The following is a 15704-nucleotide window of genomic DNA, read 5'->3' on the forward strand; positions in this document are numbered from 1 at the left end:
TTATGATTAACATGGCTACAGCAGACTGAGGCAACCGGCGTCGCAGAGAATTAACTAATTGAAAAAATTAAAGATTAATTATCTGCTCATCGGCATTGTAACGTTGCTGCTGGCAGTGGCCCTCTGGCCTTCCATCCCCTGGTTCGGCAAAGCCGAAAATCGTATCGCCGCCATTCAGGAGCGGGGGGAACTGCGCGTCAGTACCCTCAACTCTCCGCTGATTTACAGCGACATCAACGGCAAAATTATTGGTCTGGATTATGAGCTGGCGCAGCAGTTTGCCGATTATCTGGGCGTGAAGCTTAAAATTACCGTCCGCCAGAACATCAACCAGCTGTTTGACGACCTGGACAACAACAACGCCGATATCCTCGCTGCCGGGCTGGTCTATAACAGCGAGCGCAGCAAGAACTACCAGCCGGGCCCGACCTACTACTCCGTTTCCCAGCAGCTGGTTTATCGCGTCGGGAGCCTGCGCCCGCGTACGCTTGCCTCGATCAACGCGCAACAGCTGACGATTGCTCCCGGCCACGTAGTGATTGACGACCTGCGTGAGTTAAAGGAGAAAAAATACCCGGATCTGAGCTGGACGGTTGACCCTAAACTCGGCACGACGGAGCTGCTGGAGCAGGTCAAAGATCAGAAACTGCCTTACACTATCGCCGATTCGGTGGCGATCAGCCTGTTCCAGCGGGTGCACCCTGAAATCGCCGTGGCGCTGGACGTGACGGACGAACAGCCGGTGACCTGGTTTACCCATCTGGATGATGACCAGACCCTCTCGGCGGCCATGCTGGATTTTTATAACACCATCAATGAAGACGGCACGCTGGCGCGACTTGAGGAGAAGTACCTCGGCCACGGGGATGACTTTGACTACGTTGACACCCGCAGCTTCCTGCGCGCGGTTGACAGCGTCCTGCCTGACCTGCAGCCGCTTTTCGAAAAATATGCCCAGGAGATTGACTGGAAACTGCTGGCGGCTATCTCGTACCAGGAGTCCCACTGGGACACCCAGGCCACGTCGCCAACGGGCGTACGCGGACTGATGATGTTAACCAAAAATACCGCGCTGAGCCTGGGCGTTAACGACCGTACCGATGCGGAACAGAGCATCAGCGGCGGGGCGCGCTACCTGCAGGATATGATGGCTAAAGTCCCGGAAACCGTGCCGGAAGAGGAACGGATCTGGTTTGCGCTGGCGGCCTACAACATGGGCTACGCGCACATGCTTGACGCGCGGGCTCTGACGGCGAAAACGAAGGGAAACCCGGACAGCTGGTCAGACGTAAAACAGCGCCTGCCGCTGCTGAGCCAGAAGCCATGGTACAACAAGCTGACGTATGGCTACGCGCGCGGACATGAAGCCTACGCCTACGTGGAAAATATACGTAAGTATCAGATTAGCCTGGTCGGCTATCTGCTGGAGAAAGAGAAAGAGGCAACAGAGGCAAAACAGCTGGCGGAAAGTTATCCGGTTGTGGCGCCGGACGAGCTTAATCATCCGACAACTTCAATTCTGCCTTTTGTTGCTTTTTCTGCTGACGGCGCATTCGAAAGAAATCGCTTAATAGCCCCGAACACTCTGGTGCAAGTACCCCACCGATAGTCTGCACCTGATGATTCATTCCTGGATGACCCAGCACGTCCATCAGTGAACCGGCCGCACCGGTTTTTTCATCCCGCGCTCCAAACACCAGGGTACCGATTCGGCTGTGCACCATCGCCCCGGAGCACATCACGCAGGGTTCAAGGGTGACGTACAGGGTGGTATCGAGCAGACGATAGTTTTGCAGCACCAGCCCGCCCTGACGAAGCGCCATAATTTCGGCGTGCGCGGTAGGATCGTGGCGTCCAATAGGACGGTTCCACCCTTCCCCAATCACCCGGTTGTTATGAACCAGCACCGCGCCCACGGGCACTTCGCCCTCGTCCCAGGCTCGTTGAGCCAGCGCCAGCGCGTGGCGCATCCAGTATTCATGATTGTGTTCTGAGGTGGACAAGGGCTGATACTCCAGTCGAAAAGCGGGCGGCATTATACACAGCCCTTACAGATAAGACTATTCGAGTTGCTGAAGTTCACCGAGGGGAGTAACGCGCCAGCGATGCTGGCAAAAATAGAGCAGCGGGTTGTCCTGCTTGCTGTCGCTGTAGCCGCTGTAAAGACGCAGCGGCGTGCCGATGCGTTTTTCCAGCTGGACCACTTTTTCATGCCCCAGACAGCGCATCGTCAGGACCCAGCCGCCGTAGCCGCGGGAAATTTGCGTGGCGATAAGATTTACGCGCGGCAGCCAGGGGGTATCAAAGTAGACCTGCTCCACCAGCGTCTGCGGGGAGCCGGTAATCAGCCAGATATCGGCATCGTTGGCGTCAAGATAGCTGGTCAGGCGCGCCTGCACCACGGGAAACGCGGCAACGTGGCCGCGGAACCAGAGAGCGAACTCCTTTTCGAGCTGTTTGAGCCGCGCTTCGCTGTGGCCAAACGTACATCCCCACAGCAGCAGGCTCATCGGCCAGCGCGCCGCCCGGCCTTTTACCAGCAGCGCGATGCCAATGAGGGGTAAGAGCGGTAAGACGAGCAGCGCGTTCAGAGGCTGACGCCGCAGCAGGTAGCGCATAAACGTACCAAACATATCCTGCTGATGCAGCGTTCCATCCAGATCGAAAAAGACAACGCGACGCTCGTGATTGGCCAAACCTTACTCCTCTGGGTCGTTGAATCCTAACAGCCAGGTAAACAGGAACCCGGCGATCACTGCTACTAAATAGCCTAACAGATAGAGCATGACTTTTCCGGTCACGATGGTTAATGCCAGCGGTAAACCGGAGAGACCAAAGGTGATAACGGTGGCGACTTTCCAGTAGCTGATGAGTGCCCCGCCTACCGCGCCCCCCAGACAGGCCGCAAGGAACGGTTTACCCAGCGGCAGCGTGACGCCGAATATCAGCGGCTCGCCAATGCCGAGCAGCCCGACCGGCAGCGCCCCTTTAATCACTTTTTTCAGGCGCGCGTTGCGGGTTTTCATCAGGACGGCAATCGCTGCCCCCACCTGCCCGACGCCCGCCATCGAGAGAATAGGCAGCAGTGCGTTATAACCGTGCGCCTGCACCAGCTCGACATGGATCGGCACCAGCCCCTGATGCAGGCCGGTCAGCACCAGCGGCAGGAAGGTACCTGACAGCACCGCCCCCACCAGCAGACCGCCGCGGTCGATAGCCAGAGACGCGCCGTGGGCAATGGCGTCAGAGATCCACCCGCCTAGTGGCTGAAGGACCACAATCGCGACGCTACCGGTAATTAACGTGGTCAGCAGCGGGTTGAGGATCAGCTCAATCGAGCCAGGCAGAACCGCGCGTAGCTTTTTCTCGATCCAGCACATAAGAATAACCACCAGCAGCACGGCAATCACCCCGCCGCGACCAGGCTGGAGCGCCTCGCCAAACAGCGTGATTTGAGCCAGCTGCGGGCTGGACAAGATCCCTGCCATTACGCCGCCCATGGCCAGCGAGCCGCCAAACACCTTCGCGGTATTGACCCCGACCAGGATGTTCATAATGGCAAACACCCCGCTGCCGAAGATCCCGAGAATGCCCAGCAGGTTCGGATACTGCGTGGCAAAATCCCCGACGATATCCGGGCGCTTGAGGATGTTGATGATCCCGGTGATCAAGCCGGAAGCTATAAACGCCGGGATCAGCGGGATAAAGACGTTTGCCAGCTGTCGCAGCGCATCGCTCATGGGAGCTTTGTATTTGGCCTTCGCCTGCGCTTTGGTGCGTTCAGCGTCGTCAACCGTCACGCTTGCACCGCCGACCATCAGCGCGCGCATGGCGTCGACAACCTGCGCCGCCTTGCCCGGCCCGACGATCAGCTGGTGTTGCTGCCCCTGTTTCACGTAGCCACTGACGCCGGACAGCTTCTTCAGGCCCGGCACGTCAAGCTGATCGTCGTTATGCACCTCGACGCGCACGCGCGTCATGCAGTTTTCCAGACGCTGAATATTTTGTTCCCCGCCTATCCCCTGCAGGATATCGCTGGCGAGCGCTGCTGTTTTGTCCATACACGCCTCTGCTAGTTTTCTAATGCCGCCCGTAAGAAGCCGTTATGCGCGTCGAGTTTGGCTCGCGCAGCCGCCGCGTCCAGCCCGCTTAAGATCATTAAAATGGCCGGTTTAACGTCGTGATCGGTCTGCCTGAGCACCGCTTCTGCCTCTTCACGGCCCGCGCCTGTCGCCTCCATAACCATGCGGCAGGCTCTGTCCACCAGCTTGACGTTGGTGGCCTGCATATCGACCATCAGGTTCTGGTAGACCTTGCCGAACTTCACCATCGCACCGGTGGAGATCATATTGAGCACCAGCTTTTGCGCGGTCCCGGATTTCAGGCGCGTGGAGCCGGTGAGCGCTTCCGGCCCAACGACCGGAGAGATGGCGATAGCGGCCACCTGCGCAATCGGCGAGCCGGGGTTGCAGGAGATGGCGACCGTCGTGCAGCCGGTCCGGTTGGCGTATTCCAGGCCGCCAATGACGTACGGCGTGCGCCCGGATGCCGCCAGGCCGACCACCAGATCGTTCGCCGTCAGGTTCAGATCCTTCAGGTCATCCTCACCCAGCTGTTTATTGTCCTCCGCCCCTTCAACGGCCTTCAGCAGCGCGCCGGGACCACCAGCAATCAGGCCAACCACCAGGCCGTGCGGAACGCCAAAGGTGGGCGGACATTCCGAGGCATCAAGCACCCCGAGACGCCCGCTGGTACCGGCCCCCATATAGATAATGCGACCACCGGCCTTAAGAGCTTCCGCCGCCGCATCGACCGCTTTCGCCACCTCTGGCAATGTCTCTTTCACTGCCTGCGCGACCAGCGTATCCTGTTGATTAAAGCGGTTAACCAGCTCCAGGGTGGAGAGCGCATCCAGATCCATGGTTTGCGGGTTACGCGTTTCAGAAACAAGTGAGCCAAGATTCATTTTTTGTACCTCAAGAATTTTTAATTCATAATAATCACACTATAATGGAATATAAAATTCATTCAGGCGAGCAGAATTCGTTTTTGCGCAGACAATCACATTTCCGCCGGGAGTACTCATGAACTGTTTAATTCGCATTCGCCAGCGCTACGCCGGCTTTGCTCAAAGCGACAAAAAGCTGGCGGATTTTCTGCTTTCTCAGCCCGATCGCGCCCGCCACCTCAGCTCACAGCAGCTGGCAAGCGAAGCTGGAGTGAGTCAGTCAAGCGTGGTGAAATTTGCCCAGAAGATCGGGTTTAAGGGTTTTCCCGCTCTTAAGCTGGCAATCAGCGAAGCGCTGGTGAGTAACCCGAATCCGCAGTCCATGCCGGTGCATAACCAGATCCGCGGCGATGACCCGATGCGTCTGGTTGGGGAAAAGCTGATCAAGGAGAACGTGGCGGCCATGCACGCCACGCTGGACGTGAATACCGAAGAGAAATTACTGGAAAGCGTGGCGATGCTGCGGGCGGCGCGGCGAATTATTTTGACCGGTATTGGCGCGTCCGGTCTGGTGGCGCGTAATTTTGGCTGGAAGCTGACTAAAATCGGTTTTAACGCCATCGTCGAGCAGGATATGCACGCCCTGCTGGCGACCGTGCAGGCGATGGATCCTGACGATCTGCTGCTGGCCATCTCCTACTCCGGCGAGCGCCGCGAGATCAACATGGCGACCGACGAAGCCCTGCGCGTCGGCGGCAAAATTCTGGCGATCACCGGCTTTACGCCAAATGCGCTGCAGCAGCGGGCAACGCGCTGTTTGTATACCATTGCCGAAGAGCAGGCCACGCGCAGCGCGGCAATTTCGTCCACCAGCGCACAAATGATGCTGACGGACCTGCTGTTTATGGCGCTGGTACAGCAGGATCTGGAGCGCGCGCCTGAGCGCATTCGTCACAGCGAAGAACTGGTAAAGAAACTGGTTTGACGCGTATAATGCCCGCCCAGTTTGTGTTGTTTCTGAGAATTTCCTGATGGCGCTGTTAATTACCAAAAAATGCATCAATTGCGATATGTGCGAACCCGAATGCCCGAACCAGGCGATTTCGATGGGCGACAGCATTTACGAGATTAACAGCGACCGCTGCACGGAATGCGTCGGCCACTATGAGACACCGACCTGCCAGAAGGTGTGCCCGATCCCCAACACTATTCTGAAGGATCCGACACACGTCGAGAGCGAAGAGCAGCTGTGGGATAAATTTGTCCTGATGCACCACGCGGACAAAATTTAGCTTTCGATAATCACCGTCGCGCTGGCATAGTGGCGTTCATCTGCGATCGTCACGTGCATATGATTCACCCCCAGCCTCTCCGCCAGCTTTTGCGCTTCACCCCACAGACGCAGGCTCGGTTTGCCCAGCTCATCATTAAAAACTTCGAACTGGTTAAATGCCAGGCCGTTACGAATGCCGGTCCCGAACGCTTTGGCTGCCGCCTCTTTTACCGCAAAGCGCTTTGCCAGAAAACGCACCGGCTGCTGGTGCGCTTCCCAGATGGCCCATTCGTTATCGCTCAGCACGCGCCTTGCCAGGCGATCGCCGCTCCGGGCGATCACCGCTTCAATGCGAGCTATTTCGACGATATCGGTGCCTAAGCCCAGAATGGCCATTACTGACGCGCTTCCAGCATCAGGCGTTTCATCTCTGAAACCGCCTCTTTCAGGCCGCTCATCACCGCGCGGCCAATAATGGCGTGGCCGATGTTCAGCTCATGCATTTCCGGCAGAGCAGCAATGGCCTTCACGTTGTGGTAGGTCAGGCCGTGACCGGCATTAACCTTCAGTCCCAGGCTCGCGGCGTAGGTGGCCGCTTTGGCGATACGCTCCAGCTCTTTGGCCTGCTCGGCATCGTTTTTAGCATCGGCATAGCAGCCGGTGTGAATTTCGATATACGGCGCGCCCACGTCGGCTGCCGCTTTAATCTGCGCGAAATCGGCGTCGATAAACAGAGAAACCAGGATACCGGCATCCGCCAGGCGCTTGCAGGCATCGCGCATTTTGTCCTGCTGCCCCGCCACGTCCAGTCCACCTTCGGTGGTCACTTCCTGGCGTTTTTCCGGCACCAGGCAGCAGAAGTGCGGTTTGGTCTCGCAGGCAATGGTCAGCATCTCTTCGGTGACCGCCATCTCCAGATTCATACGGGTGTCCAGCGTCTGACGAAGAATGCGCACGTCGCGGTCGGTAATGTGGCGGCGGTCTTCACGCAGGTGAACGGTAATGCCGTCGGCACCAGCCTGTTCAGCGATAAACGCCGCCTGAACCGGATCGGGATACGCCGTGCCGCGCGCGTTACGCAGGGTGGCGATGTGGTCGATGTTGACGCCTAACAGTAATTCAGCCATGACAATCCTCGGTTTTCTTTCTGATGCTGTGGTCTAACGTTTGGGCATAAACTGCCTGAATAATTCGCGGCTCTTTAAGGGCTTGCCGCCAAGATACGGCTTGAGGGCAATCCGGGTAAAGCGTTTTGCTGCGCGCAGGGTATCGACGTCCGGAAACTCGCGTTCATAAAGCGCTCTGAGCTGGCGTCCGGTAAAAGTACTGTTATCAACGACGACGCTGGCAATAAAGCCTTTTTCTTCGCGGTAGCGGTAGGTCATGGTGTCTTCCACCTCATCACCGCTGCCTGCGCAGTGCAGAAAATCCACGCCGTACCCGAGGTGGCCCAGCAGCGCCAGTTCGAAACGACGCAGGGCGGGTTCGGGCGTGCCGGTCGCACCCGCCAGTGCCTGGATACAGTGCAGATAATCGAAGAAAAGTTCCGAGAAGCGAGTCTCATGTTCAAGGACGCGGGAGATGAGCTCGTTGACATACAGACCGCTGTAGAGCGTGATGCCAGAAAGGGGAAGCGCCAGAGAGACGGCTTCAGCGCTGCGCAAGGTTTTGACTTCCCCTCGCCCGCCAAAGCGAACCAGCAGCGGCGTAAAAGGCTGTAGGGCACCCTTCAGATTAGAACGTTTGGAACGTGCGCCTTTCGCAACAAGGCGCACGCGGCCCGACTCTTCCGTGAAGACGTCCAGCATCAGGCTGGTTTCGCTCCAGGGACGACTATGGAGAACGAAGGCGCGCTGCCAACCTTCCATTATACTCGTCGTCTTGAGTTACTGATCTTCGCCGTAACCGAGGCTGCGCAGAGCACGCTCATCATCGGCCCAGCCAGATTTCACCTTCACCCACAGTTCCAGATGAACCGGCGCTTCGAACATCTCCTGCATGTCCTTACGGGCTTCGATACCGATGGTTTTGATCTTGGCGCCTTTGTTGCCGATCACCATCTTCTTCTGCCCTTCACGCTCGACGAGGATCAGGCCGTTAATGTCGTAGCCACCGCGCTCGTTGCTCTGGAAACGCTCGATCTCCACCGTCACAGAGTACGGCAGCTCGGCGCCCAGGAAACGCATCAGCTTTTCACGGATGATTTCAGACGCCATAAAGCGCTGAGAGCGATCGGTGATGTAGTCTTCCGGGAAGTGGTGAATCGCTTCTGGCAAGTGCTTACGTACGATGCCCGCGATGGTATCGACGTTCAGGCCAGTCTCAGCAGACAGCGGAACGATATCGAGGAAGTTCATCTGGCTGCCCAGCCACTGCAGGTGCGGCAGCAGGTCAGCTTTTTCCTGCACGTTGTCAACTTTGTTGACAGCGAGGATCACCGGCGTTTTGCCGTCACGCAGCTTGTTCAGTACCATTTCGTCGTCCGGCGTCCAGCGGGTGCCTTCCACAACGAAAATCACCAGCTCTACGTCGCCGATGGAGCTGCTCGCCGCCTTGTTCATCAGACGGTTAATGGCACGCTTCTCTTCCATGTGCAGGCCAGGGGTATCGACGTAGATCGCCTGATACGCGCCTTCAGTATGGATGCCGACAATGCGGTGACGCGTGGTCTGCGCCTTACGCGAGGTGATGGAAATCTTCTGCCCAAGCAGATTATTCAGCAGGGTGGATTTGCCGACGTTCGGACGTCCGACGATGGCAATAAATCCGCAATAGGTTTTTTCTTCGCTCATTCCAGCTCCAGCATTTTTAACGCCTGTTCGGCGGCAGCCTGTTCAGCCTTACGGCGGCTCGAACCTGTGCCCACCACCGGTTCACTCAGGCCACTGACCTGGCAATGGATGGTAAATTCCTGATCGTGCGCTTCGCCACGAACCTGCACCACCAGATAGGATGGCAGCGGCAGATGACGGCCCTGCAAATATTCCTGCAGGCGCGTTTTCGGATCTTTTTGTTTATCGCCCGGGCTAATTTCGTCCAGACGGGTCTGATACCAGTTGAGGATCAGCTTTTCTACGGTCTGGATATCGCTGTCCAGGAACACGCCACCAATTAATGCTTCGACCGTATCGGCAAGAATAGATTCACGACGGAAGCCGCCGCTTTTCAGTTCACCCGGCCCAAGACGCAGACATTCACCCAGTTCAAATTCGCGCGCGATTTCAGCGAGGGTGTTGCCGCGCACCAGCGTGGCGCGCATGCGGCTCATATCACCTTCGTCCACGCGCGGGAAACGATGATAAAGCGCATTCGCAATCACGAAACTTAAAATAGAGTCACCCAGAAACTCGAGACGCTCATTATGTTTGCTGCTGGCACTGCGATGGGTTAATGCCTGTTGCAACAACTCCTGATGATGAAAAGTGTAGCCCAGCTTCCGTTGAAGCCGATTAATTACGATGGGGTTCATGCGATACCAATAAATGAATGCGTCAAAAATGCAGCACACGAAACCGACCTGAGAAAACCAACGCGGTTTCGTGTGCCGTGGCACCCTTGCAGGGCCAACCTTAAACTTCGGGGGAATATTCTATACACAACGACAGGGGATGTCGTTAGTTCAAAGAGATTTATCGAGGAAATAATTCACGTAGCCGCGAAATAACGCGGCTACGTGTTCTTTTCATGAGAATTAATGGATTCCGCCAATACGATTCAGGCGCACTCCGGTCGGCCACTCGCCTTCCTGCTTCTCAAAACTCATCCAGATCGCGGTTGCTTTACCCACCAGATTCGCTTCCGGCACAAAGCCCCAGTAACGGCTGTCCGCGGAGTTATCGCGGTTATCGCCCATCATGAAGTAGTGTCCCGGCGGTACGATCCAGCTGGCAAGCTGCTGACCCGGCTGTTTGTAATACATCCCCACCTGGTCCTGCGCGATTGGCACGGTCAGAATGCGGTGAGTGACATCGCCCAGCGTCTCTTTGCGCTCAACCAGACGAATGCCGTTCTCTTTGGTTTCACCTTTTGGCACCTGGAAGAACCCGCTGGTCGCTTCACCGCCGTTACGACGGGCGAAAGTCTGCACGAAATCACTTGGCTCAACGTTTGAGTAGGTGATTGGCAGCGCGTTTTCACACGCGGTACCGGAGCTGCAGCCCGGCTGAACGGTGACTTCCTTCGCAACCGGATCGTAGGTCACTTTATCACCCGGCAGACCCACCGCGCGCTTAATGTAATCCAGACGCGGATCGTCCGGATATTTAAACACCACGATGTCGCCACGTTTCGGATGCCCCGTTTCGATCAGCGTTTTCTGGTAAATCGGATCTTTAATGCCGTAGGCAAACTTCTCAACCAGAATAAAATCACCGATCAGCAGCGTTGGCATCATTGATCCCGATGGGATCTGGAACGGCTCATAAATAAACGAACGTACCACCAGCACAATCGCCAGCACCGGGAACACCGACGCGCCCGTTTCCAGCCAGCCCGGTTTCGGGCCAACTTTCTTCAGGGTTTTCGCGTCAAGCGCATCGCCAGTCGCTGCCTGCGCGGCAGCCTGACGTTCACGGCGTTTTGGGGCGAAGATAAACTTATCCAGGCACCACAGCAGGCCTGTCACCAGCGTAGCGATGACCAGGATCAGGGCAAACATGTTCGCCATGCCAACTCCTTAAAGGTTATTTGCCGTCTTTACCGACATGAAGAATGGCAAGGAATGCTTCCTGCGGCAGCTCAACGTTACCGACCTGCTTCATACGCTTCTTACCTTCTTTCTGCTTCTGCAGCAGCTTTTTCTTACGGCTGACGTCACCGCCATAGCACTTCGCCAGAACGTTTTTACGCAGCTGCTTCACGGTTGAGCGGGCAATGATGTGGTTACCGATGGCCGCCTGAATCGCAATGTCAAACTGCTGACGCGGGATCAGATCTTTCATCTTCTCAACCAGCTCGCGGCCACGGTACGGCGCATTGTCGTTGTGGGTGATCAGCGCCAGCGCATCCACACGCTCGCCGTTGATTAGCACGTCCACGCGCACCATGTTGGAGGCCTGGAAACGTTTGAAGTTGTAATCCAGTGACGCATAGCCACGGGAGGTAGACTTCAGACGGTCGAAGAAGTCGAGAACCACTTCCGCCATAGGAATTTCATAGGTCAGCGCCACCTGGTTACCGTGGTAAACCATGTTGGTCTGCACGCCACGCTTCTCAATACAGAGCGTAATAACGTTCCCCAAGAACTCCTGCGGCAGCAGCATGTGACATTCTGCAATAGGCTCGCGCAGCTCATGAATGTTGTTCAGCGGCGGCAGCTTGGACGGGCTGTCGACGTAGATCACTTCTTTCGAGGTGGTTTCTACTTCGTAGACTACCGTTGGTGCGGTGGTGATCAGATCCAGATCGTATTCACGCTCCAGACGTTCCTGAATGATCTCCATGTGCAGCAGGCCGAGGAAGCCGCAGCGGAAGCCGAAGCCCAGCGCCGTTGAGCTTTCTGGCTCGTAGAACAGGGAAGCATCGTTCAGGCTCAGCTTACCGAGCGCATCGCGGAAGTTTTCATAGTCGTCAGAGCTGACCGGGAACAGACCCGCGTAAACCTGCGGTTTCACCTTTTTGAAGCCAGGCAGCGCTTTGTCTGCCGGGTTACGCGCGCCGGTCAGGGTATCGCCCACTGGCGCGCCGAGGATGTCTTTAATCGCGCAGACCAGCCAGCCCACCTCGCCGCATTTCAGCTCGGTACGGTCAACCTGTTTTGGCGTGAAGATACCCAGACGGTCTGCGTTGTAGACCTGTCCGGTACTCATAACCTTGATTTTGTCGCCTTTACGCATGGTGCCGTTTTTGATACGCACCAGTGAGACCACGCCCAGGTAGTTATCGAACCAGGAGTCGATGATCAGCGCCTGCAATGGACCATCCGGGTCGCCTTCCGGGGCCGGAATATCACGTACCAGGCGTTCCAGCACGTCGGTCACACCAACACCGGTTTTCGCGGAGCAGCGTACGGCGTCGGTCGCGTCAATGCCGACAATGTCTTCAATCTCTTCCGCCACGCGCTCAGGATCGGCGGCTGGCAGGTCGATTTTGTTCAGAACCGGCACAACCTCGAGATCCATTTCCATCGCGGTGTAGCAGTTCGCCAGGGTCTGGGCTTCAACGCCCTGCCCGGCATCGACCACCAGCAGCGCACCTTCACAGGCCGCCAGCGAGCGTGATACTTCATAGGAGAAGTCAACGTGGCCTGGGGTGTCGATAAAGTTCAGTTGATAGGTTTCGCCATCAGAAGCTTTATAGTCGAGCGTCACGCTCTGCGCTTTGATGGTGATACCGCGTTCGCGTTCCAGGTCCATGGAGTCCAGTACCTGGGCTGCCATTTCACGATCAGACAGGCCACCGCAAATCTGGATAATACGGTCAGACAGCGTCGACTTACCGTGGTCAATGTGAGCAATGATCGAAAAGTTACGTATGTTCTTCATATAGTTAAATAATTATGCCTTACGAATTCCTGGAGGCCGCTGTTCTTAGCCTGACGTTTTTCAGTGCGAAAACGCAGCATTCTACACTACATACCCGCAACCTGGAAATGCACTTAGAGCCAAGCATAGCGCGAAGAAATGGCGTTTTCTTTTTTGAGATGTAAATAATGATAAAGCCCGGTGGATCACCGGGCCTCAGAAGAGAGCGTCTCGACGCGAAGTTGGTCAGGCGCCAGCGCAACGCTCAGAATAACGGGCTGCCACTCATCGCGCGCGGCGAGCTTCGGTGAGATGCCTTTGGCAAGCCAGAATCCCCCTACGCCACCCAAAGCTGCGCCGCACATGGCGGCCACGTCGGTACCAAACAGCATCTGAAAAAGGCCGCCCATGACAAACAGCCCCACCAGCGGGGAGAGATAGACCAGCATCGCGGAACTCAGCAGACTGCCTTCCGTAATGCCCAGTTCCACCTTCTGACCCGCCACCAGCGGCTGTTCGCTCGGCACGGAGATTGTATGCGATGTCTGTGGCCCTAACTTATTCAGCACGCGACTGCCACAACCGGCTCGGGATGCGCAGCTATTGCATGAGGCTTTAACATCACAGCTGACCAGCGCAATACCATTCTGCCACGAGACGACGGTCGCCCACTCTTTAATCATTGTGCGGCCCTGAATTTAATGCTGTCTGAAATGCGCTTCGCCGTCTGCGGAGGTAATTCCCCCACAATCGTGATTTCTGCGTTATCGCGAACCATGGTGCTGACCGTACGACGCCCGGTACGAAGCATTTGTTCAGCGCTGTTTGCCGTTGCGCGGTTGATATTCACCGAGAAGCTGAACAAGCCATCGGAATAGAGGCGTGATTCAACCGGCGTATCAATGGTGGGCAACTGACGACGGCTACTGGACACTTCGCTAAAGCCTTGCGGTATCCAGGAAGGAACCCAGTTGAAATTAGCGGAGTCCCCTGCAGGAACAGAAAGCAGCGGCGGCAGGCTGGCCTTCGCCAGATTCTGCATGCTGTTGCCAACCTGATTGTTCACGCTGAAGGAGATGACGCGGAACTGTTCAAGCGTCTCGCCGTCGCGGTCGAGCAGGTCCACGCGCATCGGCAGCTTGGTTTCCGCATCAATCCAGACGATATAGCTGTAGCGCGTACCATCGCGCGCAACCACGCGGATCACTTCACACAGCCTGTCTGCAATACGGGTACGCCCTACCGAAATAAAATCATAGTAAGGGGCAAGTCGTTTGAAGTCGGTATAGATAAGCGACGGTAGAGAATCAACGATATAGTCGCCATTCAGGGTGAAAGGCTCCAGACCGGGCTCGAAATAGCTGATTTCGTTGCCACGCTGGACAACTTCCCGACGCGGGCCATCCATCTGTAAAAGCTGGGCGAGCGGCTGGTTATCAAGACGGGCATGGCGATAGCGTAACGACTCGACGCCTTGCTTGTTGATGCTGATAAATGCCAACTCGTAATTGAGTGACTGGCTGGCCAGATTCATTTGCTGCAACAACGCCCCGGATGAAACATCAGCCGAGGCGTTAGCAGAGAAGAACAGGCTACCCGCCATCAGAGACATGGCGAACCAAAGTTGCTTCATTACTGCGATTGCGTTCCTAAAGTTTGGTTTCCGGGCACCTGCACAGCAGCTTGCTGAGTTTGGGCCTGCTCAAACTGAAGCTGTTCAGAGTGCAGACGACGCTGCAACTCATAATCCTGCAACATCGCATTAATGCGACGGCGCTGCTCCTGAACCTGCTGTTGCTGACCGCCGCTGGCGGAGGCATCAGCCGGTACGCCCAGACTTACCGGGCTGGCTTTGCCCATCATCGGCAGTGTGTTAAACACTGGCGCTTCTGGCTGCAGATTAGTTTCAGACTGAGTATTATAGTGCTGGACGCCAACGATAACTGCAAGCGATACGCATGCAGCCACCCCCATTTGGGTGAGCTGGCTGGCCCACGGACGCACTTTTTGCCAGAACGGCATTTTCTGCCACTGGTGCGGTGCGGGTTGCGCTTCAGGAATCAGCGGAGTGGTCTGATGAACAGGCTCATTCTCGATGGCCGCCATCACGCGGGCTGAGATATCGAAATGGAGAACCTCTCCGGTATCACCGCGCAGCGTGTCACGGATGAGATGGTAACTCTCCCAGGTCTCTTGCATTTCGGGAGAATGAGACAGCTCGTTGAGCAGCTCACTATCCAGCGTCTCACCATCCATTAAAGCGGAAAGTTTTTCTTTCTGCATGCCTAATACCTTTTCCAGTATCCCGCTATCGTCAACGCCTGATAAGCGGTTGAACTTTATTATCAATAGCTTCTCGCGCACGGAAAATTCGTGAACGAACCGTGCCGACCGGACAATCCATGATAGCGGCTATCTCTTCATAGCTCAGACCATCAAGCTCCCGTAACGTAATTGCCATGCGTAAATCTTCCGGGAGTGACTCGATCGTGCGAAAAACAATTTGTCTCAGTTCTTCTGACAACATTAAGTTCTCAGGGTTCGAAATTTCTTTCAGCGCACCGCCACTTTCGAAGTTTTCGGCGTCGATAGCGTCTACATCACTGGACGGCGGACGACGACCCTGAGCAACCAGGTAATTCTTTGCCGTATTGACAGCAATACGGTACAGCCAGGTATAAAAAGCACTATCTCCCCGGAAAGATTCCAGCGCGCGATAGGCCTTAATAAAAGACTCTTGCACCACATCAGGTACATCACCTGACGGTACATAGCGGGAAACCAGACTCGCCACCTTATGCTGGTAGCGCACCACCAGTAGGTTAAAGGCTTTCTGATCTCCCTTCTGGACCCGTTCAACCAGGACCTGGTCCGTTAACTGCTCGCTCATCCGAGGTAATGTCTCCCCAAACCTAAATTCCACGCGTTATCGAAACGCCACTCTATAACTACCGCACTTTGAGCAAGCACCAGCTTAGAGTGTCTGATCTTCAATAAGTTCCGTAACGCCTTTGTTTTTGTT

Annotated in this window: 18 protein-coding genes; 3 read left to right on the plus strand and 15 right to left on the minus strand. The window is 56.1% G+C overall.

The window, feature by feature from the left end; translation table 11 throughout:
* Positions 1-58 precede the first annotated feature (58 nt).
* Complete coding sequence (gene mltF, locus HBA26_RS02980; protein WP_028014088.1) at positions 59-1609, plus strand: membrane-bound lytic murein transglycosylase MltF; 1551 nt, start codon at positions 59-61, stop codon at positions 1607-1609.
* Here mltF and tadA read toward each other — a convergent pair.
* From tadA to murQ, 4 genes are read right to left on the minus strand one after another with little or no spacing between them, the layout of a single operon-like run.
* The gene (gene tadA, locus HBA26_RS02985; protein ID WP_048338854.1) at positions 1497-2036 is read right to left on the minus strand and encodes a tRNA adenosine(34) deaminase TadA; all 540 of its coding nucleotides are present in this window, start codon (positions 2034-2036) and stop codon (positions 1497-1499) included. The genes mltF and tadA overlap by 113 nt on opposite strands.
* A gap of 24 nt (positions 2037-2060) precedes the next feature.
* Entirely contained in the window at positions 2061-2696 is a 636-nt protein-coding gene (gene yfhb, locus HBA26_RS02990) for a phosphatidylglycerophosphatase C (protein ID WP_028014089.1), read from the minus strand.
* A 3-nt stretch (positions 2697-2699) separates the two neighbouring features.
* Entirely contained in the window at positions 2700-4061 is a 1362-nt protein-coding gene (locus tag HBA26_RS02995; protein ID WP_166720757.1) for a PTS transporter subunit EIIC, read from the minus strand.
* An 11-nt stretch (positions 4062-4072) separates the two neighbouring features.
* On the minus strand, positions 4073-4966 hold the full coding sequence (murQ, locus tag HBA26_RS03000) for an N-acetylmuramic acid 6-phosphate etherase (protein WP_047364180.1): 894 nt from the start codon (positions 4964-4966) through the stop codon (positions 4073-4075).
* 118 nt (positions 4967-5084) lie between these two features.
* Here murQ and HBA26_RS03005 point away from each other — a divergent pair, with 118 nt between their 5' ends.
* Complete coding sequence (locus HBA26_RS03005) at positions 5085-5933, plus strand: MurR/RpiR family transcriptional regulator (RefSeq protein ID WP_028014092.1); 849 nt, start codon at positions 5085-5087, stop codon at positions 5931-5933.
* A 46-nt stretch (positions 5934-5979) separates the two neighbouring features.
* Positions 5980-6240 (plus strand): YfhL family 4Fe-4S dicluster ferredoxin, encoded by a 261-nt coding sequence (locus tag HBA26_RS03010; protein ID WP_028014093.1) that lies wholly within the window; start codon positions 5980-5982, stop codon positions 6238-6240.
* Here HBA26_RS03010 and acpS read toward each other — a convergent pair.
* The 11 genes from acpS to rpoE form a co-directional block, all read right to left on the minus strand.
* The gene (gene acpS / locus HBA26_RS03015; protein ID WP_126345885.1) at positions 6237-6617 is read right to left on the minus strand and encodes a holo-ACP synthase; all 381 of its coding nucleotides are present in this window, start codon (positions 6615-6617) and stop codon (positions 6237-6239) included. The genes HBA26_RS03010 and acpS overlap by 4 nt on opposite strands.
* Positions 6617-7348: a pyridoxine 5'-phosphate synthase gene (pdxJ, locus tag HBA26_RS03020; RefSeq protein ID WP_041908673.1), complete on the minus strand. Its 732-nt coding sequence runs from the start codon at positions 7346-7348 to the stop codon at positions 6617-6619. The genes acpS and pdxJ overlap by 1 nt, the downstream gene beginning before the upstream one ends.
* A gap of 33 nt (positions 7349-7381) precedes the next feature.
* Complete coding sequence (gene recO, locus HBA26_RS03025; protein WP_088204536.1) at positions 7382-8089, minus strand: DNA repair protein RecO; 708 nt, start codon at positions 8087-8089, stop codon at positions 7382-7384.
* A gap of 18 nt (positions 8090-8107) precedes the next feature.
* On the minus strand, positions 8108-9013 hold the full coding sequence (gene era, locus HBA26_RS03030; protein WP_028014097.1) for a GTPase Era: 906 nt from the start codon (positions 9011-9013) through the stop codon (positions 8108-8110).
* Entirely contained in the window at positions 9010-9690 is a 681-nt protein-coding gene (gene rnc / locus HBA26_RS03035; protein ID WP_003860711.1) for a ribonuclease III, read from the minus strand. The genes era and rnc overlap by 4 nt, the downstream gene beginning before the upstream one ends.
* Positions 9691-9912: 222 nt before the next feature.
* On the minus strand, positions 9913-10887 hold the full coding sequence (gene lepB / locus HBA26_RS03040) for a signal peptidase I (protein ID WP_047364182.1): 975 nt from the start codon (positions 10885-10887) through the stop codon (positions 9913-9915).
* A 16-nt stretch (positions 10888-10903) separates the two neighbouring features.
* On the minus strand, positions 10904-12703 hold the full coding sequence (gene lepA, locus HBA26_RS03045) for a translation elongation factor 4 (protein ID WP_028014099.1): 1800 nt from the start codon (positions 12701-12703) through the stop codon (positions 10904-10906).
* Positions 12704-12888: 185 nt separating this feature from the next.
* Positions 12889-13365: a SoxR-reducing system protein RseC gene (gene rseC, locus HBA26_RS03050; protein ID WP_045260167.1), complete on the minus strand. Its 477-nt coding sequence runs from the start codon at positions 13363-13365 to the stop codon at positions 12889-12891.
* A complete protein-coding gene (gene rseB / locus HBA26_RS03055; RefSeq protein ID WP_048999422.1) occupies positions 13362-14315 on the minus strand; it encodes a sigma-E factor regulatory protein RseB in 954 nt (317 codons plus the stop codon). The genes rseC and rseB overlap by 4 nt, the downstream gene beginning before the upstream one ends.
* Positions 14315-14965 (minus strand): anti-sigma-E factor RseA, encoded by a 651-nt coding sequence (gene rseA / locus HBA26_RS03060; RefSeq protein WP_126345884.1) that lies wholly within the window; start codon positions 14963-14965, stop codon positions 14315-14317. Before rseA ends, rseB begins: the two co-directional genes overlap by 1 nt.
* Before the next feature lie 31 nt (positions 14966-14996).
* Positions 14997-15572 (minus strand): RNA polymerase sigma factor RpoE, encoded by a 576-nt coding sequence (rpoE, locus tag HBA26_RS03065; RefSeq protein ID WP_028014102.1) that lies wholly within the window; start codon positions 15570-15572, stop codon positions 14997-14999.
* Between the last annotated feature and the right edge of the window lie 132 nt (positions 15573-15704).

The sequence above is a fragment of the Enterobacter sp. 725m/11 genome, from assembly GCF_011683705.1.
GTDB lineage: Bacteria > Pseudomonadota > Gammaproteobacteria > Enterobacterales > Enterobacteriaceae > Enterobacter > Enterobacter bugandensis.